Consider the following 26670-nt stretch of genomic DNA (forward strand, 5'->3'; position numbering starts at 1 on the left):
GACTGCGGTGAGCACCGTCCCAAGTCGACGTGCGAATGTTCGTCTTAGTCTCATTGATCTACCTCCCAATCGAGGAATAGATGTATATCTATGAGACTAAGGAAAGGGGTTGCCGCGGGTCAAGGTTTCTTAGGCAACCGATTGCAAACATTTTCGAACAGGGCGCCCCCGACCCTCGGCTTCGCTTCGCCGGTCATCATCAGAGGAGGTCAGGTGCGCATTGACCGATACAATCCGGCAATCGTTTGCATTTCGTCGAGGCTTGAAGGCAACATTCGCCGTTCGACCTGGCCCCGGTACCGGAGAGCACTGCACTGGCCTCGCGCAGCTCGAGTTGACAGCGTGACCAGAGATACGAAAGCCGGTGAAATGACATGACTCGAACCTTTGACCCGTGTTGCACCGTGGCCTGTGCCGTAGTTTGTCGAATTTGTACGTTGGGATCCGCCCTGTGGAGCCATACATGGAGACATATGGAGCATGGACATGTGGAGCATCCCGTTAGGGTGGCTCCATGACGGCCGGTACCGGGCCGAGGCGAGCCCGCGGAGAGATCGAGCGCCTCCCGAGCGGATCGCTGCGGGTCAGGGTCTACGCCGGACGCGATCCGGAGACGAAGAAGCGGCGCTACCTCGTGGAGACCGTGCCCGCCGGGCCGGAGGCGCCACAGCGCGCCGAGCAGACGCGCGCCCGGCTCCTCGGAGAAGTAGCGGAGCGCCGGACCCAGGAGAGCCGGCAAGCCGCGGAACCGGCCCGACCGCCAAGTCCGACCGAGGAGGCCGAAGCCGCCTCGAATGGTGAACGAGGGAGCGGCAGGTTGACGATCGCGAGCATCGCGCGCCTGGCCGGAGTGTCGCCGCCGACGGTGTCGAAGATCCTCAACGGACGCCCGGGCGTGGCGTCCGAGACCCGGCACCGGGTGGAGTGGCTCCTGCGCGAGCACGGCTATCACCGTCCGGAAAAAGTGGTGCGGGCCGCGTGTATCGAGGTGGTCTTCTGCGGCCTCATCGGCCACATCGCCGCGGAGATCATGCGCGGCGCCAGGGAAGTCGCCGTCGAGCACGGCCTGGCGGTCGGTTTCACCGACGCGCGCCAGGAAGAGGCGGCCGGCCGCGACTGGGTTCGCGAGCTGCTGGCCCGTCGCCCCATGGGAGTGATCGTCGCGCACCTGGGCTTCACTCCGGAACAGCACGAGCTCCTCAGCGCGAGCGGGATCCCGATGGTCGCCCTCGACCCGCCCGGCGAGACGGTGCACCCGGTGCCCTCGGTGGCTTCCGACAACCGGCGCGGCGCCATCGCCGCCGCCCGGCACCTGCTCGAACTCGGCCATCGGCGGATCGCGGTGATCACCGGGCCGCGACGCCTGTCGTGCGCCGAGCATCGGCTGGAAGGAGCACGCATGGCCCTGGCGGGCGCCGGTGCACCGCTTGACGAGAGCCTGGTGCGCACGGGGGCGAGGTTCTCGTTCGATGACGGTGTCGACCACGGCCGGGATCTGCTGGCGCTGCCGGACCCGCCGACGGCGCTGCTGTGCGGCAACGACCTGCAGGCGCTCGGCGTCTATGAGGCGGCTCGGCAGGCCAGCGCGCGCATCCCCCACGACCTGGCGGTGGTCGGTTTCGACGACATCTCGTACGCGGTGTTCAGCGGACCTCAGTTGACGACCGTGCGGCAGCCGTTCGCGACAATCGGCGCGACCGCCGCCAGGCTGATCCTCGAGCAGACCGGAGACGAACCGCTCGCGCAGACCCGCATCGAACTGGCCACCACGCTGATGGTCCGATCCAGCACCGCACCGCCGCGTGACGCTGCTCCAAGACCCCAGTCATCATGATCCACGAACGTTTCCGACACTGAACCGCATCGACAGGAAACGATAGATGGCGTGGGCCCTCGGTGTCCCGCGAGACGCGTGGTCCTGGCCCGGCGCCTTGTCCTCTGGCTCAAGTGGCTGCACGAACAAGGTCGGGGATCCAATAATGGCTGTCCCTGGGAGCCTTGGGGGAACGCCGTGCGGCACCCGAGGCCGACCCGCGTGTGAATGGCCGCAGCGTTCTGCTGCTCCCCCTGGCGGCATGGAGGACCTCGAACCGAACGAGGGCACTCGCGACACCGGCCGATAGGAGTCGTGGAGGGAACGAACCAGCATCACCGCCAACGGCACTTCGGTCATTCGGCTCGTCGCCTCCATCCACCCCGATGCGGCCCGCAAGCTCGCCGCCGGTACCGGTCGCCGACCGTCTGCACCGACCCCACCCGGTCATCGCTCGCCTGCGCGACGACGAGAACCGGCTAGCCGTGCCCCAAGAGCAGCGCCGGCGCAGCCTGCTGATCCTCCAAGCCGTCGCCGCTACCGCGGTCGAGCGAGGCCGGAACGTCGCAGACCAACCGGCCGAGCAGCATGACCATCGGACCTATCACCAACGCGCCCACCACCAGCGTGAGGGCAAAGTGCATCGGAATCGACGGCTTCGCCTACACCGTCGCCATCGACCAGGAGTTCCCCGGTCCCAGAGCCCGGTCAAGGCCGAGACCTTGAAGATCGAAGTGCCCTACTCCCGGGCGAGGTCGCGGCACGAGCGGGCCGACCGCAAAACCATGATCCCGGCGGAAAACCGGCTGGCGGCCGCCGGACAGCACTGTCCACAGCTGGCGACGAGGAGTCGGATAAGCAGCGTTTCGGCAGGCCAGAGGCCACGAACGTCAGATTTTCGCACCTACTCGCGAAGGTGCGAAGACGACTGCGGGGACACTGTCCTTTGTGCCAGTGTCCCCGCAGGCCGTGCACATCGCTCTACGTGAGAGTGGCGGAGGATATGGGATTCGAACCCATGATCGGGTATCACCCGAAACCCGCTTAGGGAGGCGGGTTCCAAGTTCCTCGAGAGGCACGCATCGGGCAGAGGAAAACCGGAAGAAGTCCTACGCAACCAGGTAATTGATCCGCTGGAGTCGTTCGGACAAGCATCTGATCGACCGCACCGCCACTGTCCCCGGTTCGGGCTGTCTCGCCCCGAACGAGACCTGGCACGCCGGGAGCCAGTTCTCGCCCCGAGCGGCGGGCGCCGCGAAGGCGCCCGCCGCATTCCTGTCACGGCGCCGTGAGCGCCTCGGTCGGGAACAGGCGCGAGGCCCGGATCGCCGGGTAGAGCCCTGCTATCGCCCCGATCATGGCGGTGGCGGCCACGCCGCCGCCCAGCACCCAGGCCGGGATCGTGGGCGGCCAGCCCTGCCAGGCCGCGTACGCCGCCGTGATCGTCGAACCGAGCGCGACCCCGCCGGCGCCGCCGAGCAGTGACAGCAGCAGCGACTCGGCCAGGAACTGGCTGCGGACGTCGCCCCTCGTCGCCCCCAGGGACCGGCGCAGACCGATCTCGCCGCGCCGCTCCAGCACCGAGATCACCATCGTGTTGGCGACCCCGACGCCGCCGACCAGCAGCGCCACCGCACCCAGGCCGAGCAGCAGCCCAGTGAAGGTCTCTTCGGCGGCCTCGGCCGCAACCAGGGCGTCTGAGGGCCGCGAGACTTCGACCTCGTCGGGGTGCTCGGGGTTGGCCGTCGCGCCCAGTACCGCCTGCACGTCGCCGACCGCCGCGTCGGAGGCCCGCGTGTACACGGTCGTGGGGTGGGAGTCGAAGCCCAGATATTCTTCGGCGGACTCCCAGCCGACCAGCGCCGCGGTGTCCAGTTCGGGAGCCAGCGCGACCGGTTCGAGGACGCCGACGACGGTGAACCACTGTCCGCCCAGCCACACCTGTACGTCGGGGTCGGCCGAGACGCCGAGCTTGGCGGCGGCGTCGGCGCCGAGCACGACCGCCGGGAAGTCCTCGGTGGCCCCGGTCAGCCAGCTGCCGTCGGCCACTTCCCCGGCGACCACGTCGAGCAGGTCCGGCCTGGCGGCCTGCACGGTCATGCCGCCGGTCTCGATCTCGGGGATGCGGTCGGTGCGGTACACGGCCGCGTCGACCAGTCCGGTCGCCGAGGTCTCGAGTACCGGGCCGACACGTTCGATCATCGGCTCGGCCTCGAGCGGCAGTTGCGAGGCTTCCCCGAAGATCGACTGGCCCGGTGCGACCGTGAGCAGATTGGTGCCCAGCGCGTCCAGCCTCTGCTTCAGATCCTCCGAACTGGATGCCGAGATCCCGACGACGGCCACCATCGCGGCGATGCCGATCGCGATGCCGATCGCCGAAAGCACCACGCGCATCGGCCTCGCGCGGAGCCCGTAGGCGCCGGTCCGCCAGATGTCAGCCCACCGCATCGCGCACCACCCGGCCGTCACGCATCTCGATGCGCCGCGGCAGGCTCGCCGCTATCTCGCGGTCGTGCGTGATGATCACGACCGTCGTGCCCGCCTCGTTGAGCCCGCGCAGCAGCTCCATGACCGCCTCGCCGGAGGCGCTGTCGAGGTTCCCGGTCGGCTCGTCGGCCAGCAGCAGTCGCGGCTCGCCGACGATCGCGCGGGCGATCGCAACCCGTTGGCGCTGGCCGCCGGACAGCTCATGGGGTCTGCTGCGGATCCTGTCGCCCAGGCCGACCCGTTCCAGGGCCGCCGCCGCGCGTTCGCGCCGCGCCGAGCGCGGCCGCTTGGTGTATAGGAGGCCGTCGGCGACGTTGTCGAGGATCGGCACGCCCGGGGCGAGGTGGAAGGACTGGAACACGAACCCGAGCGCCTCGGCCCGCAGGTTCGACAGCCGCCGATCGGACAATTCCGCGACTTCCTCGCCGGCGACCCGGACCCGGCCCGAGGTGGGCCGGTCGAGGGTGCCCGCGAGGTTGAGCAGCGTCGACTTTCCCGAGCCGGAGGGCCCGACGATCGCCACCAGTTCCCCGGGGTCGATGCCCAGGGAGACGTCGTCGAGGGCGACCACGCCCGGATAGGTCTTGGAGACCGAGTCGAGGGTCACGACGCTCACTCGGGGATCACCACCTGCGTGCCCGCTTCGAGCCCTTCGCCGGAGACCTCGACCAGTCCTGAGGCGAAGATCCCGGTCTCGACCGGGATCAGCTCGGTCGACTCACTCTCGGCGACCTCCAAGCCGTAGCCGCCCTCGCGCAGCGCCAGCAGCGCCTCGACGGGGACGACCAAGACGTCTTCGTGGACTTCGGCCACCAGTTCCACCTTGACCGGGGCCGACTCCAGGTCGCCCACGGCGTTGGGGTCGTCGACGGCGACGGTGACCTCGATGGCGGCTTCCTCTTCTTCTGCCGGCTGGCCCTCCTGGGTCGGCGCGGCGGTGATCGAGGAGCTGACGTCGGTGACCGTGCCGGCGACTTCGGTGCCGTCGGGGAGGGCCACCGTGACCGCCTGGTCCTCTTTGGCCAGGTCCTGGTCGCTCACCTGGAGTTCGAGCGTCACATGCCGGTCGCGGCCGGTGTAGGCCATGATCGGGCCGTTCGCGGCCGACCCGACGGTCACGGTGTGGTCGGCGATCCGCGCCGGATTCGGCAGGAACACCACTTCCCCGACTGCGACGGTGCCGGTCTCGGGCGCATCGAGGTCGTCCTGCCATCGTTCGACCGCGTCGGCGGTGGCATCGGTGTACTCGTCGTCGACGGTGAATCCGTCGTAGCCGAGGTCGGCGAGGTTCTGCTCGAACTGCTTCACGTCCGGGCCCTCGACACCCGGGACGAGCGGTCGCCACATCGGCAGCGTACCGTCCATGAGCACCACCGGCCGGTTGTCGACGTCGTACAGGGCCTGACCGGCCTCGATCACGGTGCCGACGTCCGGCATCCACGTGATGGTGCCGGGGAGCGTCCCGGTGAGGGTGTCGGCCTCGCCGTAGGAGAGGGTCCCGTCGACCTCGTCGGAACGGGCCAGGTCCCGGCGCTGCACCTCAGTCGTGGCACCGGGAGGGGATTCGGGGTTCTCGGCGGTCGCCGCGCCGTTGTAGGACGTGAATGCGACCGCGACCGCCGCGGCCGCGACGACCGCTGCGCTCGGCAGCAGGATTCGCTTCGGCTTCATCCGTGCATCTCCTCGATGATCTCCTGGCACGCTTCCATGGCGGCCTCGAACTCGGGGTCCTGGGCGATCTCGGGTCCGATCTTGATCCCGCCGCCGCCGGTGAGGTCGGGGAACTCCTCGACACCGTTGTCCCGCATGCAGCCGGAGAACTCGACCATCGCCTCCTGCTGCTCGGGGCCCGGCTGCGCGCCCTGATCGGGCAGCTCGTCCTGGCAAGCCTCCTGCGCCGCCTCGAACTCCGGATCGTCGACGATCTCGGGGCCGATCTGCAGGCCGTTGCCGCCGGGGTCGGGGAACTCCTCGACGCCGTTGTCCCGCATGCAGCCGGCGTAGTTCACCATTGCCTCCTCGCGGGAAACGTCCTGTTCCGCCTCCGCTGTCGTCTCGCTGCCGCCGCCTTCGACGCTGGCCACGTCGTCGCCGGACGCTTCGTCGGTGCAGGCCGCGGCCAGCAGCGCCACTGCGGCCACGGCTGCGAACATCAGCCTTCTCATCAGTTCTCCCTTGGAAGGGTTTCGGATTCGTGGGGCCAAGTGAAGCCGCGGAGGCGTGTGGTTCGCGTCAAGGCAATCGTTTACGTCGGCCTTACGCGAACCGGAGCACACTTGCGGTCGGACCTGACGAGAGGACGGGGTATGCGTGTGCTGGTGGTCGAGGACGAGGCGATGCTCGCTGACGGGATAGCCGAGGGACTCCGTGCCGAGGCGATGGCCGTCGACGTCTGCTACGACGGGGACTCGGCGCGGCTGCGCCTGGCCGCCTACGACTACGACGTGGCGATTCTCGACAGGGACCTGCCGCGAGTGGGCGGTGACGACCTGTGCCGCAAGATCGTCACGGGCCCGCACCACACGCGGGTGCTGATGCTGACGGCCGCCACCGAGGTGCGCGACCGGGTCGAGGGCCTCTCGTTGGGCGCCGACGACTACCTGGGCAAGCCGTTCGCGTTCGCCGAGCTGGTCGCCCGCGTCAAGGCGCTCGCGCGTCGCGCCGTCCCGGCCCCGCCGCCGGTCATCGAGCGCGCCGGGATCGCCGCCGACACCGTCAGGCGCCAGGTGTTCCGCGGCGGACGGTACGTTCCGCTGTCCAAGAAGGAGTTCGGGGTGCTGCTGGAGCTGCTGCGCGCCGACGGCGGGGTCGTCTCCACCGAGCGGCTGCTGGAGAAGGTCTGGGACGAGCACATCGACCCGGCCACGAACGTGGTGCGGGTGACGATGATGAACCTGCGCCGCAAGCTCGGCGACCCGCCGGTGATCGAGACCGTCCCCGGATCCGGCTACGTGGTCAGGAAGGAGGCCCGAGGATGAGGCTCCGCACCAGGCTCACCCTGTGGTATGCCGCCGTGTTCTTCGCGGCCGGGGCGGTCGTCATCACCGCCGTCTACCTCGTAGTGAGCGACCGGATCCAGAACAACCTCATCACGTTGAGGCTCGAAGGGGCCGAGACCTCGGTCGACTTGTCGACCATCCCCGACATCCCCGGCCGCGAAGCCGTCCTCCAAGACCTCCTCGACCGCCAAGCCGCCTACAACGACGCCGCACTGGACCAGGTCCTGCTGTGGTCGGTGGCCGCACTGGTGGTCGTCGGGGTGCTCGCGGTCGTCTCGGGATGGCTCATCGCGGGCCGGGCGCTACGCCCGATCGACGCGATCACCAGCACCGCCCGCCGCGTGGCCGATCGCAGTCTTCACGAGCGCATCAACCTCGAAGGCCCGAACGACGAGCTCAAGCGCCTCGCCGACACCTTCGACGAGATGCTCGCCCGCCTCGACGGCGCCTTCGAGGGACAGCGGCGCTTCGTCGGCAACGCCTCCCACGAGCTCAAGACGCCCCTGGCGATCAACCGCACCCTGCTGGAGGTCGCGGCCGCCAACCCTGCGGCCGACCAGCGACTGCGGACGCTCACCGAGAACCTGCTGGCCGTCAACGACCGCCACGAGCGCTTGATCGACGGCCTGCTGACCCTGGCCCGCACCGAGCACGCCGCGCTCGACCGGTCCCCAGTCGATCTCTCGGACATCGTCATCCATGTGGCGGACCGGCTGCGATCCGAGGCCGAGCGAACTGACGTGGTGCTGCGCCTCGACACCGGGATCGCGGTCGCACGCGGTGACGCGATACTCCTAGAGCGCCTGGTCGAGAACCTGATCGCCAACGGCATCAGGCACAACCACGAAGGCGGCGACGTCTGGGTCGTCACCTCGGCGTGCGAGGGCCGGGCCGTGGTGACGGTCGCCAACACCGGGCCGGTCGTGGCCGCCTACCAAGTCGACGCCCTGTTCGAGCCGTTCCGCCGCGGCGAGGGCCGCGACCGGGTCGACTCGGCCCAAGGCGTGGGTCTGGGCCTCTCGATCGTCGATTCAATCGCCCGCGTCCACGGAGCCGAGGTCAAGGCGCTGCCCCGGCGCGGCGGAGGATTGCGCGTGTCGGTCGAGTTCACCCCTTGACATGGAGCCCGCTCCAGGTCCTGAGCTTCGTCGGGAAACCCGACCGACTGCCGGCCTGGATTGAGGGCCCCGGCAAGGCAGGAGCCCTTATGCGCTGGGTTGCTCCATGGACCAGAGGCCGGGGTAGTCGGTGACGAGGCCGTCGCGGTCAACGGCCAGGTCGGCGCGGAAACTCCCGGACTCGTAGCGGTACCCGGCGTCGAGGCGGGTGTAGCGCTGCTCAGCCGGTTCGATCGTCAGGTCGGCCTCGGGCCGGATGTAGACGACGCGCAGGTCCGCGGCGTCCCCGAGGTTGAGACCCAGTCTGCGGATGGGGAGGGTGTTGGTGAACGGCGTCAAGGCGATGTCGACATCGGTGCACCCGGTCAGGTCGGAGCGTTCGCGGCCGTTGACGATCCAGTGATCGTGCTCGTTGTGGTCGAGGGTCGTCCGTTCATGACCATGACGTTCGAGGGTGACTTTGCGGGTGTGCCAGGCCCGGTCGCATTCGATCCGATACGCCAGCCTGATCGGCTCGCCCGTAGGCGCGACGATGATGAGGCCGTCGGCGACGACGCCATCGTGGCCGACTTGCAGGTCGAGGTGCTCGCTTCCGGGCCATTGCCGGGCGGTCCACATGATCTGGCGCCTCATGACACCTCCGGCCTGCGTCGGGCACGCATGTCCTGTTCGAGGCGCCAGGTGCCGTCGGTGTCCTGGATGCGGCCTTGCCAGTGGAAGGATTCAGGGGTGATGTCGGTGAAGGTCCAGCGCAGCGGGCTGCCGTCCACGTCGGGGCCCTCCAGAAGGATGCCGTCACCTGCGGCGCGGGCGGTCAGGGCGATCTGCGTGCCCGAGACCGCCCCGATCCAGATCACGCTCCAGGTGTCGGTCACCTGGTCGTAGCGCCGCAGCGAGGTGCCGATGCTCCGCGCTCCGACGTGGTCCTCGCCCGCCCGTGGATAGATCAGGACGTCCTGGACCGCGCGGCCGTCAAGAACCCACCCGAACGACCAGACTCCCGCCTCGTCGGAAACGACCGCCCCATCCCGGTCGAAGAAGCGGACCCGCAAGTCCCAGGTGCCGATGAATTGGCCGAACAGCGCCAAGCCCGGTCCGAGTCCGGGGTGGGGTCCGGTGGCGAGCAGTTCCGTGAGCGGCGATGAGGCCTCGTTGTAACCATCTACCCTGAAAGCAGGTTAACACGCGCACATGCCAGCGTATACCGATATATTTATTGAGTGGTTAACACTTCCAGCGACCAGGAGGCGCCCGGCGCCCTCGAACCGGTGCGCACGCTGCTCAACACCTGGTTGATTCCCAACGACACCCGTCAGGCCGAGGACCGCTTCGAGGCATACGCCGACCAGGCAGGATTGCCGCGCACACGGCGAAAAGAGCTCCGGTCGCTCCGCGACGATCTCCGCCAGGCCGTTGAGCATCACGCCGACACCGCTGCGATCGTCAACGACTGGGTCGAGCGCCTCGACATCCGCCCCCGGGTCGTCGACGACGCCATCGCGTTCACCGGCGGCGGGCACGCCGCGGATCATGTTGCGGCCGTGTTGGAGGCGATCGCGGCCGGCCGCTGGCACCGGCTCAAGGCCTGTCCCGACTGCCGCTGGGTCTTCTACGACCACAGCCGTAACGCCAGCAAGCGCTGGTGCCTGATGACCGCGGGCGGCCCCGGGGGACGCTCCTGCGGGGGCATCGCCAAGGTCCGCGCGCACCGCGAACGCACCCGCGCGACAAGGTAACCACCGCTCGGCAGGCGTCCGCATAAGTCCATGAGCGACTCAATGGCGCGGATCGGTCTCGATTCGCGGCCTAGAGGCGCTCCGGATGTCGGGGCCGCCTGCGGGCAGCGGTTCGACGCGCACTTGGGGGAGCGCCAGCAGAGCATCGAGCCGAGGTCATTCGTTCTCTTGCAGTATTCGCTCCGGCACTCCTAGCTCGACGTGAGCACCACGACCGGCAGGGCCCCAAAAGCCCATAGTCGCGCTCAACGCCGCGGAAGCCGCGGCCGATCAAGCGCATACCGACGAGGCAGCCTTCGCTCGGGCCGCTGGAGAGGCAGCCCGGGAAGCGGAAGCGGCCCTCGAGCGGGATCGCGCCATCGAGGACCTCTTCGCGAAGGAACTCGATCGCCAAGCCGAAGCTTGGGAGCGGGGGCGCCTGCTCACGACATACCGCGACCGGCTCGAAAGCACAGATCGATGCCACCGTCTCCAAGCGGCCAGACCGAATCAGCCCGGGCGTGGCTGGCATGGGCGCGCTCATACGGCGACGGTCGACCCGTTCACACAGCCGCCGGGCAGGCCCGAAGTACCCGACGATCACACCTATCGGCAGCACCGAAATTCCTCCAGGATCGGCATCTGATGTTTTCGCAGGTAGAACATCCAATAATCTGGATCATTCCAGAATATGGGAAGCAGGCCGGAAGTACCACCTCAATGGGTGAACGGAGCTGAGCCACGTTCATCTTCATACCGAAACTTAGGCAGAGAACTGGCAGGCGACAGCTGGACCCGCCGCACCGGATACAGAGAGTTTTCACAGTTCAGGGGCCTGATTTCGCCCACTGTCGAACTCTTGCCCCAAGATTCGAAGGTCTTAGATGCGAATAGCCCCGCCGGCCCTGCGTTCACGCAGGTCAGCGGGGCTTAATGGCGGAGGATATGGGATTTGAACCCATGATCGGGTATCACCCGAAACCCGCTTAGCAGGCGGGCGCACTAGGCCACTATGCGAATCCTCCAGGACGCGCCGGAGCACGTACCAAGCACAGAGCATACCGGGCCGGTCGTCGCCGTTCCAAGCGGGTTTGGGGGAAATCAGAGCCAGCTCACGCGCGGCGCGACCACGAGGTAGCCGACGAAGGCGGCGATGTCCAGCAGCGTGTGGGCCACCACGAGCGGGCCGGTGCGCTTCCAGCGGAGGAAGCACAGGGCGAAGACCGCGCCCATGACGGCGTTGCCGACGAAGCCGCCGAAGCCTTGGTAGAGGTGGTAGGTCCCGCGCAGGAGCGCGTGCGCGCCGACGATCGCGGCGGGCCGCCACGCGAGCTGGCGCAGCCGGGTGACGAGGTAGCCGACGCCGATGACCTCTTCGAGGATCGCGGCCTTCAACGCGGCCAGGACGAGGATCGGCACGGCCCACCACACGTCGTTGAGGTTGGCCGCGGCGATCGCCGCGTTCAGGCCCAGCGCGCGGGCGGTGAGGTAGAGCCCGAGGCCGGGGACGCCGATGCACGCGGCCAACGCGGCGCCGCCGAGCAGGTCGAAACCGGGGCGGCGGGCGTCCAGGCCGATGCGCCGGAACGGGTCCCGCTGGTCGAGGCTCAGGAAGTGCAGCGCCAGCGCGACGGGGGCCATCGCGAGCGCGAGGCTGACGAGCTGCTGCGCGAGGTCGTACCAGGGCCGCTCCGGCTCGGCCCGCGCGGAGTTCATGGACTGGACGCTGTCGGCGAGGCCGCCGGGCTCGGTGAGCGTGCCGACGATGCTGACGATCGACCAGACCGCGCTGGCCCCCAGGGAGACGGCGAGGACGATCCAGATCTCGCGGCGGATCGTCCGCGGGCTCAGGAGCCGCGCGGCCGACGCCTCCGGGTCGTCGGCGAGCACGGCATCGGGGCGGTTCGTCATGGGACCAGAGTGCCAGAGGCCGCTCCCGGGCCCCTCGACGCGCCCGACGCACTCGGTGTGCGACGCGCCCGCCCTCACCGGGCGCATGCTCGATCGACGAGGCGAGGTGCTGTGAGGCTCATCCCACTCGGCGACGCTCACCCTCGCGGCACCTCGCTTTCCTACCCCCCGTCGCAGGCCGGTGTCTGTCGGTTTCTTGACACTTCGGCCGCAGCGTCAGATAAGGTTAGCCAGTCCTTACCTGAGAGGGGTACGCCATGCGGCTCGCGACTGCGGAGGCTCACGTCCTGAGCACCGCCGCACTCGGACGCCGCCCGTTCCTGCCTCCGGACCCGATCGGTTCGCTCCGCGCCGTCGCCGACCGGGTCGAGCGCGAGGTGAGCCCCCACCCGCTGGCGGGCCTCCGCGGTTGGCTCGACGGCAGCGGCCCGTCCGCTCGCGCGACCGCCTTCCCCGCCGCCGAACTGGCCGCGGGCGAGCGGATCGAGGAGCTCATGGGCACCGCCGCCGCGCTGTGGGGCGGCTCGCCCCACGCGCACGCGGCCCTGGCGTGGAAGACCTACTGCTACTGGACCCTCGCCCCCGTCGTGCTCGGCTACCTCGCCGGCCGCCGCGTCCCGGTCATGGACGCCGCCAACACCGTCTTCAGCGTCGCCGACGACGCCCCGATGTTCTCGGTGCGCCAGATCCGGCCGCGCTTCCTCGCGCTGCCGCACGACCCGAGCGCGCCGCACCCGGACGTCGAGGTCGTCGCCGACGAGGCCGTCCTGCTGGACCGCTTGCGCACCACGGTGTTCGACGCGCACCTCGCGCCCGTCCTGGAGGCGTTCCTGGCGCGGGTGCGGGTCGGCAGGCGGACGCTCATGGGCTCGGTGGCCTCGGGCGTGGCGTACGCGGTCGCGTCGATCGCGCAGGTCGTGCCCGACCCGGACGAGGTGCTCGCGAAGACGCTCCTGGACGCGCTGGAGGTGGGCGACCTGGTCGATGTCGGCGCCGACGAGGCGGGCCGGCTGGTCTACCGGCGCCGCACCTGCTGTCTGGCGCTCACCATCGACGGCGACCGCACGTGCTCGACCTGCTGCGTCCGCACCGAGCGGCGCTGACCGCGGTTTGGTAGATTGGCGCTTGCCTCAAAGGGCCTGGAGGGGTCGCATAGTGGACTAGTGCAGCGGTCTTGAAAACCGCCGTGGGTGTCAAAGCTCACCGTGGGTTCGAATCCCACCCTCTCCGCCATCATGCACCGCAAGTCGCGACAATGCCGACGAATGGCCTTCCCTGGGTTCACAACGGTCGATTTCGGTCGTGCGCCAAGGGTTCCGCCGTACCCGGGGCATGAAAAAGGACTCAGCACCCCGGCACGGTGCTGAGTCCAGGAATAGGGTAACCCCATGGCGCAACATGCTTCACTTCCGGGTCGGGATGTTCACAGAATCGTTACGATGGCGCACCGCTGCGAGGAGGCCGACGGGGTCGCGCCGTTCAACGAGCAGACCACCCTCGGCCTCTCCCGCGAGCCGTCGCCGAGTCGGATGCATTTCCTTGTGCGGCAAGAAGAATCGGTGATCGCGTATGCGGGCGTCGAGACGGTCGGCGACGGCGCCGAGGCCGAGTTGGCGGTCGATCCGGCCCATCGGCGGCAGGGGGTCGGCAGCGCGCTCCTCGCGGAGGTCACCGACTGGTTGGAGACGGAGATCACGCAATTGCGGGTCTGGGCGCACGGTGACCGGCCCCATGCGGAGGCGTTCGCGGCCGCCCGCGGCTTCGCGCGCGACCGCGGCCTGTTCCAGTTCTCGCGGGACCTCGACGGGTTCGCGTGGCCCTCGGCGTGGCCGGAGGGCATCGGCAGGAACTGGCCGATCGGCGAAGCGCCGCCGGCGCACGTCGCCGAAGGAGTGCGGTTGCGGCCCTTCCGGGTCGGACGGGACGAGGCCGAATGGCTGCGGGTGAACGCGGCGGCGTTCGCGAGCCACCCCGAGCAGGGGCGCTGGACCGCAGCGGATCTGGCCGCACGCGAGGACGAGACCTGGTTCGACCCCGACGGACTCCTGGTGGCCGAGGACGAGGACGGAATGCTCGGCTTCCATTGGACCAAAGTGGAGGACGGGGTCGGCGAGGTGTACGTCCTGGGCGTCGACCCGCGGGCCCAGGGCACCGGCCTGGGCCGGACGTTGACGCTCGCAGGACTCGCCCATCTTGCGGCGCATGGCATCCGGCAGGTCGACCTGTACGCCGACGAGTCGAACACGAAGGCGGTCAAGCTGTACCGCTCGCAGGGCTTCGACATCGTACGCACCGACGTGCAGTGGACGAAACGGCTGCGCTGAGGCGCGGCGGCCCCGGTCGCTCGGCGGCTCAGGCGCCGGCGAGGGGGTGGCTCGGATAGCCCTCCTCGTCCGGGCACACGAGCCGGGCGCTGTCGCCGCTCACCACCAGCCGGGGCAGGATCGGCGACATGTCGCGCTGCTCGGCCGCGGCGAAGACCTCGCCCACCGTGGCGAACCGGGCGAGTTCCGCCAGCGTGGTGGCCTCGGGCGTCGACATCTGGCCGCCGAACTGGCACACGGCCTGCTCGGGGCCGATCCACGTCGCGTACTCCGGCTCGCGCACGCGGGTGCGCGGCTGGAAGCCCTCGGCGAGGGTGGCGACGTACACCCACGAGTCGAACCGCACGGGCTCGTACTCGGGCGTGACCCAGCGGGACCAGGCCCGCTGGAGGGCGATCATGGCGCCGGTCTCCTCCTCGACGGCCCGCTGGCCGGTCATGGCCACGTCCGGGTCGTCGGGTTTGTAGCGTCCGCCCGGGAAGCCGTACTGCGGGCCCCTGCGGCGGTTCGCGGCGCCGTCGTCCAGGTGCGCCCAGCGTTCGCGGACGTTGACCGACACGAGGTCGGTGCGGACGATCTGGGGCAGCCCGAAGGGCTCCTTCGCGGCGTGCCGCAGCAGGAACACGCGCAGCGGCGCCTCGCGGAGCAGGACGACGGCCGCGGCCCGTTCGGGCTCGGCCGGCGCGCCCTGCCGGCGGAGGCGGGTGAGAGCACGAGCGGCCGACGTCGAGTCGACCGCTCTGAAGTCCCATTTCCCGAAGCGCTGGATGGACATGCCCCCCACGCTAGCGGAAGCGGGGGGCGTTCCCGGCGCAATCGCGAATCTAGAAGATCCAGCTGACGGGGAAGTACAGCAGCGCCCCCACCAGGGCCGCCACGGGGAACGTGAGGACCCAGGCCGTGACGATGCTGCGGGCCACGCCCCACCTGACGGCGCGCTTGCCGCCCGTGGAGCCCACGCCCATGATCGAGGACGTGATGATGTGCGTGGTCGAGATCGGGGCCCCGATGAGGGTGTTCGCGAACAGCACCGACGAGGCCACCGTCTCGGCGGCGAAGCCCTGCGGCGGGTGCAGGTCGATGATCCTGCGGCCGAGGGTCTTGATGATCCGCCAGCCGCCCTGGTAGGTACCGAGGGCCAGCGCGAGAGCCGAGACGATGTAGACCCATTCGGGGATGGCGGTGGCGCTGTCCTGGTAGCCGCCGACGTAGAGGGCGAGGACGATGATGCCCATGGTCTTGGCCGCGTCCTGCATGCCGTGGCCGACGGCCATGGCGGCGGCCGAGACGGTCTGGGCGTGGCGGAAGCCGCGGTTGAGCTTGTCGGGCCGGCCTTTGCGGAACATCCAGTAGACCGCGAGCATCACCAGGAAGCCGAGTCCGAAGCCCACGAGCGGGGAGACGACCGTGGGGAGGGCGACCTTCGTGAGGAAGCCCATCCAGAGGACCTCCGCGCCGCCGACGAGCCAGCTGGCGACGAGCGTCGCGCCGGCGACGCCGCCGAGGAGGGAGTGGGAGGCCGAGATGGGCCAGCCGAACCACCAGGCGATGTAGTTCCAGCCGATGGAGCCGCAGACGCCGGCGATGACGATGATGAGGCCGGTCATGGAGACCGGCAGGTCCACCAGGCCGTCGGCGACGGTCTTGGCCACGGCGCCGCCGAGGTGGGCGCCGATGAAGTTGCCGATCGCGGCCATCGCCAGGGCGGTCCGGGGCTTGAGCGCCCGGGTCGAGATGGAGGTGGCGATGGCGTTGGCGGAGTCGTGGAAGCCGTTCGTGTAGGCGAACAGAAGGGCCGCGGCGATGGCCACGACCACTGCTATGAGGTTGGCGTCCACGTCAGGATTCCTTGACGTACACGGTCTCGATCGCGTTGCTCACGTGCTCGAAGGAGTCGCAGGCGGCTTCGAGCTCGTCGGCGACCTCTTTGAGCTTCATGACGGTCAGCGTCTCGTATTCGCCCGAGTAGAGGCGCACGAGCAGCATGCGGTAGGCGCGGTCGCCGTCGTTCTCGAGGCGGTTGCACTCGACCCAGTACTCCTTCATGGAGGGACTGAGGCCCTTCAGCTTGGGCATGTACTGGGCGAGGAGGTCGGCCTGCTTGTCCAGGACGGTGATCTGCTCGATCATCTCCCGCGGGATGGCGGGGAGTTCGGAGAGCCCGTAGAGGTAGACGAGGTTGGCCGCGGCCTCGACGTGGTCGAGGACGTCGTCGAGCTTGCCGGCGAGCTCGTGCATGTCGTTGCGGTCCATCGGCGTCACGAACGTGGAGTTGATCTTGTTGAACAGCCGGTGGGTGAGCAGGTCGTTGTCGTGCTCGACATCGACGAGGCGCTCGGAGATCGATTGGAAATCCGGCTTGTCCTCCCCCAGTTCGGAGAGGATCGTGACGCCGCGTTTGATGTTCCCTGCGGCCTCGGTGAAGAAGGCGTAGAACGCGCCTTCTTGGGGCTTCAGCGAGAAACGCACTGGACACCTCAGTCTTTCAGTCGTCGGGCTGTCCTCACTGTACCGAGCGGCTCAGGGGACGGCTGGATTTCGTCTTCGTGAAGTTAACATCCAGGTGAACACGAAACAAGCTTGTGAAGTTGCCTGTGCGTGACTCCACGAAACCGCTCCATGCTGGGGTTATACAAACCTTTCATTTGAATTCATCTTATGTTCACCTTCAATTGCCGCTGCGCCCTGCGGCCGCCACGCGGACGCCCGGTGCCGGGCGGGAGAACCGAGTTCCCCGAACGACTCCCCGTTAATCAGCGCACCGCGGCACGGCCGCCGCGCGGCAGGCGCGGTCGGGCTTCGGCGGCGGGGCTATTCGACGCCGGTCTCGGCCAGGCGCCCCAGCGCGCCGATGACCGAGTCGGACTTGGTCGTGTACCAGAACGGCGGCAGCGAGTCGCGCAGGAACCGGCCGTAGGAGCGACTGGTCTCCAACCGCGAGTCGAGGATCGCGACCACGCCGCGGTCGGAGGTGCGGCGGATGAGCCGCCCCGCCCCCTGGGCGAGCCGGATCGCCGCGGCCGGGACCGACACCTCGGCGAAGCCCGAGCGACCGGCCGCGTCGGCGGCCTCGGAGCGGGCGGCCGTGAGCGGCTCGGTCGGGCGCGGGAACGGGATCCGGTCGACCACGACCAGGCGGCAGGTCATGCCCGGCACGTCCACGCCCTGCCACAGGCTCATGACCCCGAGGAGGCACGTGGACTCCTCTTCTTTGAAGCGCTTGACGAGGCTCCCGAGGGTCTCCTCCCCCTGCAGGAGGATGTCGAAGTCGGTCTGGGCGCGCAGCAGCTCGGCGGCGGACTCGGCGGCCCGCTTCGAGGAGAACAGGCCGAGCGTCGCGCCGCGGCTGGCCTCGACCAGGCGCAGCATCTCCTTGCCGGCCTCCTCGGACAGTCCCGAGGCGGTCGGACGCGGCAGCGAGGCGGCGACGTAGAGGATGCCCTGCTTGCGGTAGTCGAACGGCGACCCGACGTCCAGTGAGGACCAACCGACGCCCGACGCCCCCTCGGACCGCTCGCCCTCCCCGGACGCGGCGTCGCTCTTCCCGGCCTTTTTCTTGTCGGGCTTGTCGACGGGCAGGCCCAGGTTGCGGGCGACGATGTCGAACCGGCCGCCGAGGGTGAGCGTCGCGGACGCGGCGATCACCGTGCGGTCCTCGTAGAGCATCGCCGAGAGCAGACCGCCGACGGACAGCGGCGCGGCGACGAGCTGCGGCCCGTTCGGCTCCGACCAGATGACGTCGTCCCCGGCGGGGCCGACGCAGCGCCCGGCCGTCTCGATCGTCTCGACCAGGCCGGCCTTGAGCTGCTGCGCGCTCAGCTGCTTCTTCGTCTCCGAGTCGAGCGAACCGAGGTGCGTGGTGGCCTTGACGCACGCGCCGTTGACGAGGTTGAGCGCCTCCACGAGCGGCCCGGGCAGCTCGCCGGTGAAGCGGCGCTCCCCGGCGGCGGTGAGCGCGCCCTCGAGCGCGTCCGCGGCCTCGCGCAGCTCGTCGGCGACCTCGGCGTCGATCAGGCGGCGGCCGCGCTGGGCGAGCCAGCGCAGGCGGGCCGGATGCAGTTCGGCGCGCGCCGCGGCGGTCACGCGGTCGACCAGTTCGTGCGCCTCGTCGATGATGAGCACGGCGTGCTCGGGCAGGACGCTGCGCTCGTTCATCATGTCGATCGACAGGAGCGCGTGGTTGGTGACGACGATGTCGGCCTCGTGGGCGCGGGCGCGGGCCCACTCGGCGAAGCAGTCGCTGCCCTGCGCGCAGTCCTTCGCGCCCGGGCATTCCGAGGACGAGGTGGAGGCCTGCTTCCAGGCGCGGTCGCTCACGCCCGGGTCGAGGTCGTCGCGATCGCCGGTGTCGGTGTCGTTCGCCCAGTCGAACAGGCGCTGCACCTGCTTGGCGAAGGACGCCTGCCGGCCGGCCCACTTGAGCTGCTCGGTGCCCTCGATCGCGCCGTCGTCGTCCTCTTCCTCGCCGGCGATCTTGCGCTTGCAGATGTAGTTGTGGCGGCCCTTGAGCAGCGCGAAGGACGGCTTGCGGCCCAGCACCGGCGCGACGGCCTCGACGAGCCGCGGCAGGTCCACGGCGACGAGCTGGTGCTGGAGGGCGAGCGTCGCGGTCGAGACGACCACGGGCTTCCCGGCCGCGAGCGCGGCGCACAGGTACGCGAGGGACTTGCCGGTGCCGGTGCCCGCCTGCACGAGCAGGTGCTTCCCGGAGTCGACGGCGTTCGCGACGGCCGCGCACATCTCCCGCTGGCCTTCGCGCGCCTGCCCGTGGGGGGTGGCGGCGACGGCCGCGTCGAGGATCGCGAGGGCTTCCTTGTCGGCGCTCATGCGCGCTCGGCCGCGGGCTCGTCGCCGTCGGCGGTTTCGGTGCTGGCGCGGACGGCCTCGGCGGTGGCCTCCTCGCCGTCGAGGCCGCGGGCCTGCGCCTCGCGGCGGGCCTCCAGGTAGCGGTTGAGGGCGCGGACGGTGCCGTTGACGATCGCCAGGAGCGGGACGGCGACGAGCGCGCCGATGACGCCCCACACGAAGCCGCCCGCGGTGACGGCGAGGACGATCGCGAGTGGATGGAGCTTGACGGCGCGGCTCATCAGGAACGGCTGCAGCAGGTTCGACTCGAGCTGCTGGACGGCGAGGACGATGCCGAGCACGATGAGCGCGGTGACGAGGCCGTTCGGGGTGCCGACGAGGGCGACGACGACGGCGACGCCGCCGGAGATCGTGGCCCCGACGATCGGGATGAACGCGCCCAGGAAGATCAGCGTGGTCAGCGGCAGCCACAGCGGGACGCCGAGGAGCCACAGTCCCAGGCCGATGAAGATCGCGTCGACGGCGGCGACGACCACGATGGTGCGCATGTACTGCACGAGCGTCGACCAGCCGGCGCTGCCCGCGTACGCCAGCGGGTCGGCGGCGGTGCGCGGGAGCATTCCGGTCAGGAACGTCCAGATCCTGCGGCCGTCGCGGATGAAGAAGTACGTGGTGAACAGGACCAGGAACAGGCCCGCGACGAAGTTCCCGAGGCCGGAGGCGGTCGATCCGGCGACGTCGAGGCCGGTCTGGACGATGGTCTGCTGGTTCTCGTCGTACCAGCTGGTGATGTTGTCCTGGATGTCGGCGAGGAACACGGCGACCTGCTTGCCGTCGAGGCCGTACGGGCCCGCTTCGAGCCAGGCCTGCGCGTCCCTGAGGCCGGTCAGGATCGAGTCGTAGAAGTCGGGGATGCCCGCGATGAACTGCTGGACGACGAAGGTGAGGATCGCGCTGACGGCGGCGAGCCCGGCCACGAGCATGAGGAGCGAGGCGAGGGACTTGTTCCAGCCGTGGCGGATGAGCCAGGCGGCGGGCGGCTGGAGCATGGCGGCGAGGAGGAAGGAGATGGCGACGGGGATGATCACCATCGTGACCTGGCTGAGCAGGAACAGGATCACGGCGATCATGGCGCCGATGACGAGCAGCCGCCAGGACCAGGCCGCGCCGATGGCGAGACCGAGGGGGACGTAGCGGCGCTCGGGGTGCTCGCCGCTGCCGGCCTGGTCGAGCTCGGGCGGGATGTCGCCGGCGGTGACCTTCGGGATGTCGGGCTCGGGATCGGATTCGCGACTGGCGAGCGCGCGCTCGGTGACCGGGTTGAGGCGCATGCCGACCCACAGCTGTCTCGCGCGTGCGGCGGTGCGGCGGAATCGGCTCACGGTCTCTCCCAAGGACGCGGGTGCAACGTCAACACGTACGGTACCGGTTCGGTGCGACTCGTCCCACCCAGCAGGCGGTGCCGAGAGCTTGCGATCACGCTCCGCCACCGCGGCTTCGGGGCGGATGCCGCGCCGACGCCGAACCCTTGCGCCATGGCGGTGTCCGACCTTTCCGCCCTCGGCGTTGCCGGACCCGTGCGCCACCTCGGTGTCGGGGGTTCGGCGATCAGGCGCACCCGACCGCGGGGCCGGTCGAGCCCCGAACCGTCGGACCCCTGCGCCATCGTCGATCCGGGGGCGCCGAAGCCCGACACACCCGGACCCGGGGGACGGTCGGGCGCACCAGTGCCGTACCCCGCGCACGGCGGTGATCGGGGCCTTCGCGTTCCGCCCCACGCGGCCTCGGCGGCCGGACGTGAGACTCCCCGCTCGCGCTTCGGCCTCACCCCGCATGGACGGTAGGCTGGGGCGCTGTGACCGATACACCGTTGGACTCCACGACCGGCCTGCCGGTCCGGCTGCTGCACGACCGCCTCCTCGTGCGCGAGGACGCGGACGCCGAGCGCCGTTCCGCCGCCGGCATCGTCATCCCCGCCACCGCCGCGATGGGCCGCCGCCTCCACTGGGCCGAAGCGGTCGGCGTCGGCCCCCTCGTCCGCTCCGTCGTGACCGGCGACCGCGTCCTCTTCGACCCCGAGGACAAGGCCGAGGTCGAGATGCAGGGCCGCACCTTCATCCTCTTGCGCGAGCGGGACGTCCACGCCGTCGCCGCCAAACGCGTCGACGAAGACGGCACCGGGCTCTACCTGTAATGCGCGTCGCGGTCCTGGGGCTGGGCCTCATCGGCGGCTCCGTCGCGCTCGCCCTCCACGAGGCCGGCCACACCGTGCTCGGCCACGACCCCGACCCGGCCGCCCGCGAAGCCGCCGCCGCGCACGTCCCCGTCACCGCCGACCCCGCCGCGCTCCTCGACACCGACGTCGCCGTCGTCGCCGCCCCCTACCGGCACCTGGCCGCGATCGCGGCCGAGACCCTGCCCGCCGACCGCTACACCGGCCTGATCACCGACGTGGCCTCCGTCAAGGTCGACGCCGCCCTCGCGTTCGCCGCCCACCGCCGCTTCGTCGGCGGACATCCCATGGCGGGCAAGGAGACCGCGGGCTTCGCCTCGGCCGAGCCCGGCCTGTTCCGCGACCGCCCCTGGGTGCTGTGCCTCGAAGCGGACACCGACCTCGAGGACTGGGCGGCGCTGGCGCGGCTGTGGACCGCCGTCGGGGCGCGCGTCGTCCCCGCGACCGCCGAAGCCCACGACGTCGCCGCCGCGCGCATCTCCCACCTCGAGCACCTGGTCGCCGCCGCGCTCGTCAACGTCGCCGACGACCCGCTCTCCCGCACGCTCGCCGCCGGGTCGTACCGCGACGGCACCCGCGTCGCGGCCAGTCCGACCGCCCTGTTCGCCGGCATGGTCGAAGGCAATGGGACGCAACTGCTCTCGGCCCTCGACGAACTCATCGAGGAACTCTGCTCAGCGCGCCTGCGCCTGAGCGAGCACGCGCAGCGCCCCGAGGCGGTCGCGGCGTGGTTCGACCACGCCAGGGCGCGGCGCGCCGCCTGGCCGCCGGAGGCCGGTGGGGCCGAACGCATCCCGCTCACCCGGGAGGCGCTTGTGGAGCTGGGGGCCGCCGGAGGATGGGTCGAAGCGCTCGAAGATGAGGTCGCGCTCGCCCGGCGACCTCGCGTACAGTCCACTCCATGAGAAGAATCGATCAGATCGCCGACAAGTACGTCGAAGACGTCATCGCTCTGAGCCCTCTCACGGCCACGAGCATGGGCGTCCCCGGACACGACCATGAGATCGACGACCTCTCGCCCGCCGGGCTCGAAACCGAGGCCGCACTGACCCGGCAGGCGATCGCCGAGCTGGAAGCGGCCGAGCCCGTCGACGAGCGCGAGCGCGTCGCCAAGGAGGCCATCCTGGAGCGCCTCCGCCTGCAGCTGGAGCGCCACGAAGCGGGCGACACCTACTTGAGCCTGAACGTGCTGGCCTCGCCCGTGCACAGCGTGCGCCAGATCTTCGACCTCATGCCGAAGGACGGCCAGGAGGCCGCCGAGAACATCGCGGCCCGGCTCGCGGTCGTCTCGACCGCGTTCGACCAGTACACGGAGACGCTGCGGGCCGAGGCCGCCGCCGGTCGCGTCGCCTCGAAGCGGCAGGTGCTCGAGGTCGCGCAGCACTGTGACAACTGGAACGGCGCCAAGGGCAAGGACACCGACTTCTGGGCGGCCCTGGCGAACTCGGTGACCGTGGACGGCAAGCCGGTCGCGAGCGGGCCGCTGCGCATCGCCCTGAGCGACGGCGCCACCTGGGCGCGGTACTCGGCGAGGAAGTTCGCGGCGTTCCTGCGCGAGGAGCTGGCCCCGCAGGCGCCCGAGACCGACGCGGTGGGCCGCGACCGCTACTCGCGGGCGTCCCGGTACTTCATCGGCTCGGCGATCGACCTGGAGGAGACCTACGCGTGGGGCTGGCAGGAGCTGGCCCGCATCGAGGACGACATGCGGGCGACCTGCGAGCGGATCAAGCCGGGCGCGTCGATCGAAGAGGTCGTGGCGTTCCTGGACCAGGACCCGGAGCAGAACCTCACCGACAAGGAGGCGTTCCGCGACTGGATGCAGGAGCTCGCCGACTCGACGATCGCCGACCTGGCCGACAAGCACTTCGACATCCCCGAGCAGATCCGCACGATCGACTGCAAGATCGCGCCGACCGAGGACGGGGCGATCTACTACACCGGGCCGAGCGAGGACTTCTCCCGCCCGGGCGCGATGTGGTGGTCGGTGCCGCAAGGGCAGCAGCTGTTCGGCAAGTGGCGCGAGAAGTCCACTGTGTACCACGAGGGCGTGCCGGGACACCACCTGCAGGTGGGCCAGACGATGGCGCGCGTGGAGCTGCTCAACCGGTTCCAGCGCCAGATGATGTGGTGCTCGGGCCACGGCGAGGGCTGGGCGCTCTACTCCGAGCGACTCATGGACGAGCTGGGCTACTACGACGACGACCCGGCCGGACGCCTCGGCATGCTCGACGCGCAGGCCTTCCGGGCCGCGCGGGTGATCGTCGACATCGGCCTGCACTGCGAGTTCGACATCCCCGAGGACAATCCGTTCGGCTGGCGGCCGGGCGAGGCGTGGGACGGCGAGAAGATGTACGAGTTCATGCGCGCGCACACCCGCACGATCGAGGACGACATGCTCAAGTTCGAGCGCAACCGCTACCTCGGCTGGGCCGGGCAGGCGCCGTCGTACAAGGTCGGCGAGCGCCTGTGGATGCAGGCCCGCGAGGACTACCGGGCGCGCAAGGGCGCGGACTTCAGCCTCAAGCAGTTCCACACGGACGCCCTCAACCTCGGCTCGATGGGCCTCGCCCCCTTCGCGGAGGCCCTGAGCCGCCTGTAGGCATCGAGGCCGCCCACGGGAGGCCCTGAGCCGCTGGATGCACCGAGGCGCTGAACCGCCTGGACGGCCTCAGGTGCTGGGCCGCCGGGCGGGTCATCACGATCCCGTCCGCTAAGGGCGACTGGTCAACGAAGGCCTCGCTCGCACGCATGCGAGCGAGGCCTTCTCGCGCACCAGAGCGAGGAACCTTCACTCCTGCCTCGGATGTCATACCCGCGAGGTACGGATTGTTGAACGGGGGCGCTGCGTACGGAACATATCCGTCATTCCGGATTCGCCCCGAAGCGCCCTCGCGCTCGCCGAGCGACCACCGCCGACCCGGAGTCGGGGACCGGGCAAGCCGCCGGTCGAGACTGCATCGGCGCCCCGCAGCCCGGCGGTCGGCTTCGGGTCGGTTGCGAACGCGCCGTCAGCGGCCTCCGCTCGGTGACCCGCCGGCTTGTCGATCGGCTCCCGACCAGGTCGCCAATGAGCTCTCAACCAGCGCCACCGCGACCAAGGCAGCCGGTCGACCGCCTCCGGACCGGGTCGCGAACGCGCCGTCAGCGGCGTCCGCTCGGCGAGCCGGGCGAGAGTCCTCATTCGGGCTGATCGAGGACGAGCTCCATCTCGGGCTTGTCGAACCAGGCCCGCAGGCGGTCCGCGCCGCGGCGCAGCGCCGCGATCTCCGCGGCGGTGAACCCGCGCGCCCGCCATGTCTCGATGACCAGGACGTCCCGCTTCGGCGTGGCCTTCCAGTTGCCGATCACCTGACCGTCCAGCAGGATCGCCGAGTTGAACCGCGGCCGGTCCGGGAAGCGCGTGCGCGGCACGGAATGGTGCAGCACCCAGTCCTTCGAGTCGGTGTACGAGCACAGCATCTCGTCGAAGCCCTGAACGAAGTCCACCACCGGGACCGAATCGCCGGTCTCCGGCCGCTCGATCCCGTAGTAGAGCGTGCGGTCACCGACGCGGATCTCCCCCAGACCGAGGCCGTCCAGTGCGAGCTTCGCGTCGGCGACCTTCAACGTCGCCCATCGCGTGAAGTCCTTCAACGTCGCCGGGCCCCGAGAGGTGAAGAACCGCAGCGCCAGCGCCCGGATCGCCTCGTCCTTCGCGATCGGCCCCGCCGGGACGCGCTCGTCGAAGTTCGCGTAGGTCTGCTTACCGTCCTTCGGTGCCCCCGAGCAGATCACCGACTCCAGCTCCGCGTATCCGAGCAGGTGGCCGAGCCGCTGCCCGGACGGGTCGGGGACCCCGGCCCCCGCGAGCACCTCCGCGGCCTCTTCCCGCAGCAGGTGACGTCCGCCCGAGGTGGCCGCCGCGAGGGTCTCTGCCCCGCGCTCGAGCGTCGCGGCGTCGAGGCCGAAGCCGCGGCCGTTGTTGCCGACGAGCTGCTGCACGCGGTCCGCACTGGCCGCCAGCATCATCCGGAGGTCTCCCACGGGCACGGTGTGCCAGGTGGGGCGGAGCACGTGCGTGCGGACCACCGCGCCCTGGTCGATGAGCGCGTCCACCGCGGCGGGCCCGGCGTACGCCAGGCCTTCCGCGTCGGGGACGGTGCGCATGGCGGGGGTGAGCTTCGACGGCTGGTATTCCTGGGACTGGACCGCGCCGAGGTGCGCGAACGCCTCCATCGGTGTGGCGAAACGCTCACCCCAGAGCCGCTGGGAGTGGGCACGCCAGGCGGCGATCGCCCCCGGCTCGAGGTCCGTGCCGGCACGGCCGGTGGGTGTTGCCATGCGCTCATGCTAACCGCCACTTGCGACACGTGAATCGTCCGCGGCTTCACCGCTCAGCCGCGGCGAAAAAATACCGACCGCGTGTGCGAACGACCGGTGGACGCGGTTGCGAAGAACAGCCACAATTACGGCATGTCCCTTCCCACCGCGGTCCTGAGGCTCTCCACGGACGTCCTCGCCGACATCAACGACGACGAGCGCCTCGCGTTCGCCTACGCGCACGGCCCCGCCCTGTCCGGTTTCGGGGAGGAGGCCGAACTGGTCTGCGTCTGGGAGATCGACGCGGTGCCCGCGGACGCCAGCACCGAGGCGGTGCATCTCACGGTCGAGCGTTTCCAGGCGCACCTGGACGCGCTCGGGCGCGGCGAGGGCTGGCGGTTCCCGACCGACGAGGCGCTCCACGTCATCGCCCGCTTCGCGGAGGGAACGCTGCTGGCCGACGACTCCGAGCTGGGGTCCAGGGCGCGGGCCGAGGTCACGGAGTTCCCGCAGGCCCTGGCCGACGCGTCGCGCGAGACCGTGGCCGCGGAGGTCGAGTCGCTCGCGAAGCGCCTGGGCGACGCCACGGACCCGTGGGAGCTGGCCGAGACGCTCACCGAGGGGCTGCACCGCGCGTACGTGGCGCTGTTCGCGGCGGGCGGGTACTTCTTCCCGGGCCGCGAGCACCGCGCTGCGTTCGTCGAGCGCTTCCTGCTGGGCGAGGAGGTCCCGGAGGCCGAGGCGGCGGTCTGGGCGGCAGCCGAGGCTCCGCTCCCCGAACGGGCCGAGCGCCTCCCCGTGGCCTGGCGCAACCTGGCCCGAACAGTCCTCGACAACTGCTGACGACCTGCCGTTCCGACTCCGGATCAGCAGGTCGGGGGTGCGAACACGCCGCAAACGGTGCGGAATGACCCAGCGCACATCCGCGTACCCGGTTGCAGATCGCTTTTCGACCCGGGTAAGGT

Annotated in this window: 24 protein-coding genes and 2 tRNA genes; 11 read left to right on the top strand and 15 right to left on the bottom strand. The window is 70.1% G+C overall.

Annotated elements, in window-relative coordinates; all coding sequences use genetic code 11:
- The first annotated feature begins 514 nt into the window (after window positions 1-514).
- On the top strand, window positions 515-1834 hold the full coding sequence (locus tag K3N28_RS12310; protein WP_228092828.1) for a LacI family DNA-binding transcriptional regulator: 1320 nt from the start codon (window positions 515-517) through the stop codon (window positions 1832-1834).
- A gap of 458 nt (window positions 1835-2292) precedes the next feature.
- Here K3N28_RS12310 and K3N28_RS12315 read toward each other — a convergent pair whose 3' ends face one another.
- The 5 genes from K3N28_RS12315 to K3N28_RS12335 all read right to left on the bottom strand — a co-directional run bounded on the left by K3N28_RS12315 (window position 2293) and on the right by K3N28_RS12335 (window position 6465).
- Entirely contained in the window at window positions 2293-2457 is a 165-nt protein-coding gene (locus K3N28_RS12315) for a hypothetical protein (protein WP_228092829.1), read from the bottom strand.
- A gap of 634 nt (window positions 2458-3091) precedes the next feature.
- On the bottom strand, window positions 3092-4261 hold the full coding sequence (locus K3N28_RS12320) for an ABC transporter permease (RefSeq protein WP_228092830.1): 1170 nt from the start codon (window positions 4259-4261) through the stop codon (window positions 3092-3094).
- Window positions 4248-4916 carry an ABC transporter ATP-binding protein gene (locus K3N28_RS12325; protein WP_228092831.1) on the bottom strand — a complete coding sequence of 223 codons (669 nt, stop codon included), beginning with the start codon at window positions 4914-4916 and terminating at the stop codon, window positions 4248-4250. Before K3N28_RS12325 ends, K3N28_RS12320 begins: the two co-directional genes overlap by 14 nt.
- A complete protein-coding gene (locus K3N28_RS12330; protein ID WP_228092832.1) occupies window positions 4913-5971 on the bottom strand; it encodes a peptidoglycan-binding protein in 1059 nt (352 codons plus the stop codon). Before K3N28_RS12330 ends, K3N28_RS12325 begins: the two co-directional genes overlap by 4 nt.
- Window positions 5968-6465: a hypothetical protein gene (locus tag K3N28_RS12335; RefSeq protein ID WP_228092833.1), complete on the bottom strand. Its 498-nt coding sequence runs from the start codon at window positions 6463-6465 to the stop codon at window positions 5968-5970. The genes K3N28_RS12330 and K3N28_RS12335 overlap by 4 nt, the downstream gene beginning before the upstream one ends.
- A 141-nt stretch (window positions 6466-6606) precedes the next feature.
- Between K3N28_RS12335 and K3N28_RS12340 the strand changes: the two genes are divergently transcribed.
- Both K3N28_RS12340 and K3N28_RS12345 read left to right on the top strand, forming a co-directional pair.
- Window positions 6607-7278 (top strand): response regulator transcription factor, encoded by a 672-nt coding sequence (locus tag K3N28_RS12340; RefSeq protein ID WP_228092834.1) that lies wholly within the window; start codon window positions 6607-6609, stop codon window positions 7276-7278.
- A complete protein-coding gene (locus K3N28_RS12345) occupies window positions 7275-8417 on the top strand; it encodes a HAMP domain-containing sensor histidine kinase (protein ID WP_228092835.1) in 1143 nt (380 codons plus the stop codon). The genes K3N28_RS12340 and K3N28_RS12345 overlap by 4 nt, the downstream gene beginning before the upstream one ends.
- An 87-nt stretch (window positions 8418-8504) precedes the next feature.
- Here the strand turns inward: K3N28_RS12345 and K3N28_RS12350 are convergent, their stop codons facing one another.
- Window positions 8505-9050 (bottom strand): putative glycolipid-binding domain-containing protein, encoded by a 546-nt coding sequence (locus K3N28_RS12350; RefSeq protein WP_228092836.1) that lies wholly within the window; start codon window positions 9048-9050, stop codon window positions 8505-8507.
- Window positions 9047-9505, bottom strand: a complete 459-nt coding sequence (locus tag K3N28_RS12355; RefSeq protein ID WP_228092837.1) for a hypothetical protein — start codon at window positions 9503-9505, stop codon at window positions 9047-9049. The genes K3N28_RS12350 and K3N28_RS12355 overlap by 4 nt, the downstream gene beginning before the upstream one ends.
- Window positions 9506-9637: 132 nt before the next feature.
- Here K3N28_RS12355 and K3N28_RS12360 point away from each other — a divergent pair, with 132 nt between their 5' ends.
- On the top strand, window positions 9638-10153 hold the full coding sequence (locus K3N28_RS12360) for a CGNR zinc finger domain-containing protein (protein ID WP_228092838.1): 516 nt from the start codon (window positions 9638-9640) through the stop codon (window positions 10151-10153).
- 913 nt (window positions 10154-11066) lie between these two features.
- Here K3N28_RS12360 and K3N28_RS12365 read toward each other — a convergent pair.
- Together K3N28_RS12365 and K3N28_RS12370 are read right to left on the bottom strand one after the other, a co-directional pair.
- A tRNA-Ser gene (locus tag K3N28_RS12365) sits at window positions 11067-11157 on the bottom strand.
- A 76-nt stretch (window positions 11158-11233) separates the two neighbouring features.
- The gene (locus K3N28_RS12370; RefSeq protein WP_228092839.1) at window positions 11234-12043 is read right to left on the bottom strand and encodes a CPBP family intramembrane glutamic endopeptidase; all 810 of its coding nucleotides are present in this window, start codon (window positions 12041-12043) and stop codon (window positions 11234-11236) included.
- A gap of 257 nt (window positions 12044-12300) precedes the next feature.
- Here K3N28_RS12370 and K3N28_RS12375 point away from each other — a divergent pair, with 257 nt between their 5' ends.
- From K3N28_RS12375 to mshD, 3 genes are all read left to right on the top strand, one after another.
- Entirely contained in the window at window positions 12301-13146 is an 846-nt protein-coding gene (locus tag K3N28_RS12375) for a ferric iron reductase (protein WP_228092840.1), read from the top strand.
- Window positions 13147-13184: 38 nt separating this feature from the next.
- Window positions 13185-13276: transfer RNA gene (locus tag K3N28_RS12380), tRNA-Ser, on the top strand.
- Window positions 13277-13431: 155 nt separating this feature from the next.
- The gene (gene mshD, locus K3N28_RS12385; protein WP_228092841.1) at window positions 13432-14367 is read left to right on the top strand and encodes a mycothiol synthase; all 936 of its coding nucleotides are present in this window, start codon (window positions 13432-13434) and stop codon (window positions 14365-14367) included.
- 28 nt (window positions 14368-14395) lie between these two features.
- Here the strand turns inward: mshD and K3N28_RS12390 are convergent, their stop codons facing one another.
- The 5 genes from K3N28_RS12390 to K3N28_RS12410 all read right to left on the bottom strand — a co-directional run bounded on the left by K3N28_RS12390 (window position 14396) and on the right by K3N28_RS12410 (window position 20555).
- On the bottom strand, window positions 14396-15142 hold the full coding sequence (locus tag K3N28_RS12390; RefSeq protein ID WP_228092842.1) for a hypothetical protein: 747 nt from the start codon (window positions 15140-15142) through the stop codon (window positions 14396-14398).
- 49 nt (window positions 15143-15191) lie between these two features.
- Entirely contained in the window at window positions 15192-16205 is a 1014-nt protein-coding gene (locus K3N28_RS12395; RefSeq protein ID WP_228092843.1) for an inorganic phosphate transporter, read from the bottom strand.
- A 1-nt stretch (window position 16206) separates the two neighbouring features.
- The gene (locus K3N28_RS12400) at window positions 16207-16836 is read right to left on the bottom strand and encodes a DUF47 domain-containing protein (protein WP_228092844.1); all 630 of its coding nucleotides are present in this window, start codon (window positions 16834-16836) and stop codon (window positions 16207-16209) included.
- A gap of 342 nt (window positions 16837-17178) precedes the next feature.
- Window positions 17179-19194 (bottom strand): ATP-dependent DNA helicase, encoded by a 2016-nt coding sequence (locus K3N28_RS12405; protein WP_228092845.1) that lies wholly within the window; start codon window positions 19192-19194, stop codon window positions 17179-17181.
- Window positions 19191-20555, bottom strand: a complete 1365-nt coding sequence (locus tag K3N28_RS12410) for an AI-2E family transporter (RefSeq protein WP_228092846.1) — start codon at window positions 20553-20555, stop codon at window positions 19191-19193. Before K3N28_RS12410 ends, K3N28_RS12405 begins: the two co-directional genes overlap by 4 nt.
- A gap of 473 nt (window positions 20556-21028) precedes the next feature.
- On the opposite strand from K3N28_RS12410, the gene K3N28_RS12415 reads away from it, so the two are divergent.
- Genes K3N28_RS12415 through K3N28_RS12425 form a run of 3 tightly spaced genes read left to right on the top strand, consistent with a single transcriptional unit; the run spans window position 21029 to window position 24005 of the window.
- Window positions 21029-21367 carry a co-chaperone GroES gene (locus K3N28_RS12415; RefSeq protein WP_228092847.1) on the top strand — a complete coding sequence of 113 codons (339 nt, stop codon included), beginning with the start codon at window positions 21029-21031 and terminating at the stop codon, window positions 21365-21367.
- On the top strand, window positions 21367-22311 hold the full coding sequence (locus tag K3N28_RS12420; RefSeq protein ID WP_228092848.1) for a prephenate dehydrogenase/arogenate dehydrogenase family protein: 945 nt from the start codon (window positions 21367-21369) through the stop codon (window positions 22309-22311). Before K3N28_RS12415 ends, K3N28_RS12420 begins: the two co-directional genes overlap by 1 nt.
- Window positions 22308-24005: a DUF885 domain-containing protein gene (locus tag K3N28_RS12425; RefSeq protein WP_228092849.1), complete on the top strand. Its 1698-nt coding sequence runs from the start codon at window positions 22308-22310 to the stop codon at window positions 24003-24005. The genes K3N28_RS12420 and K3N28_RS12425 overlap by 4 nt, the downstream gene beginning before the upstream one ends.
- Window positions 24006-24583: 578 nt before the next feature.
- Here K3N28_RS12425 and K3N28_RS12430 read toward each other — a convergent pair.
- Window positions 24584-25726 carry a winged helix DNA-binding domain-containing protein gene (locus K3N28_RS12430; protein ID WP_228092850.1) on the bottom strand — a complete coding sequence of 381 codons (1143 nt, stop codon included), beginning with the start codon at window positions 25724-25726 and terminating at the stop codon, window positions 24584-24586.
- A 132-nt stretch (window positions 25727-25858) separates the two neighbouring features.
- On the opposite strand from K3N28_RS12430, the gene K3N28_RS12435 reads away from it, so the two are divergent.
- Window positions 25859-26548 (top strand): hypothetical protein, encoded by a 690-nt coding sequence (locus K3N28_RS12435; RefSeq protein ID WP_228092851.1) that lies wholly within the window; start codon window positions 25859-25861, stop codon window positions 26546-26548.
- Window positions 26549-26670: the final 122 nt, after the last annotated feature.

Source organism: Glycomyces sp. TRM65418 (assembly GCF_019710475.1).
GTDB lineage: Bacteria > Actinomycetota > Actinomycetes > Mycobacteriales > Micromonosporaceae > Glycomyces.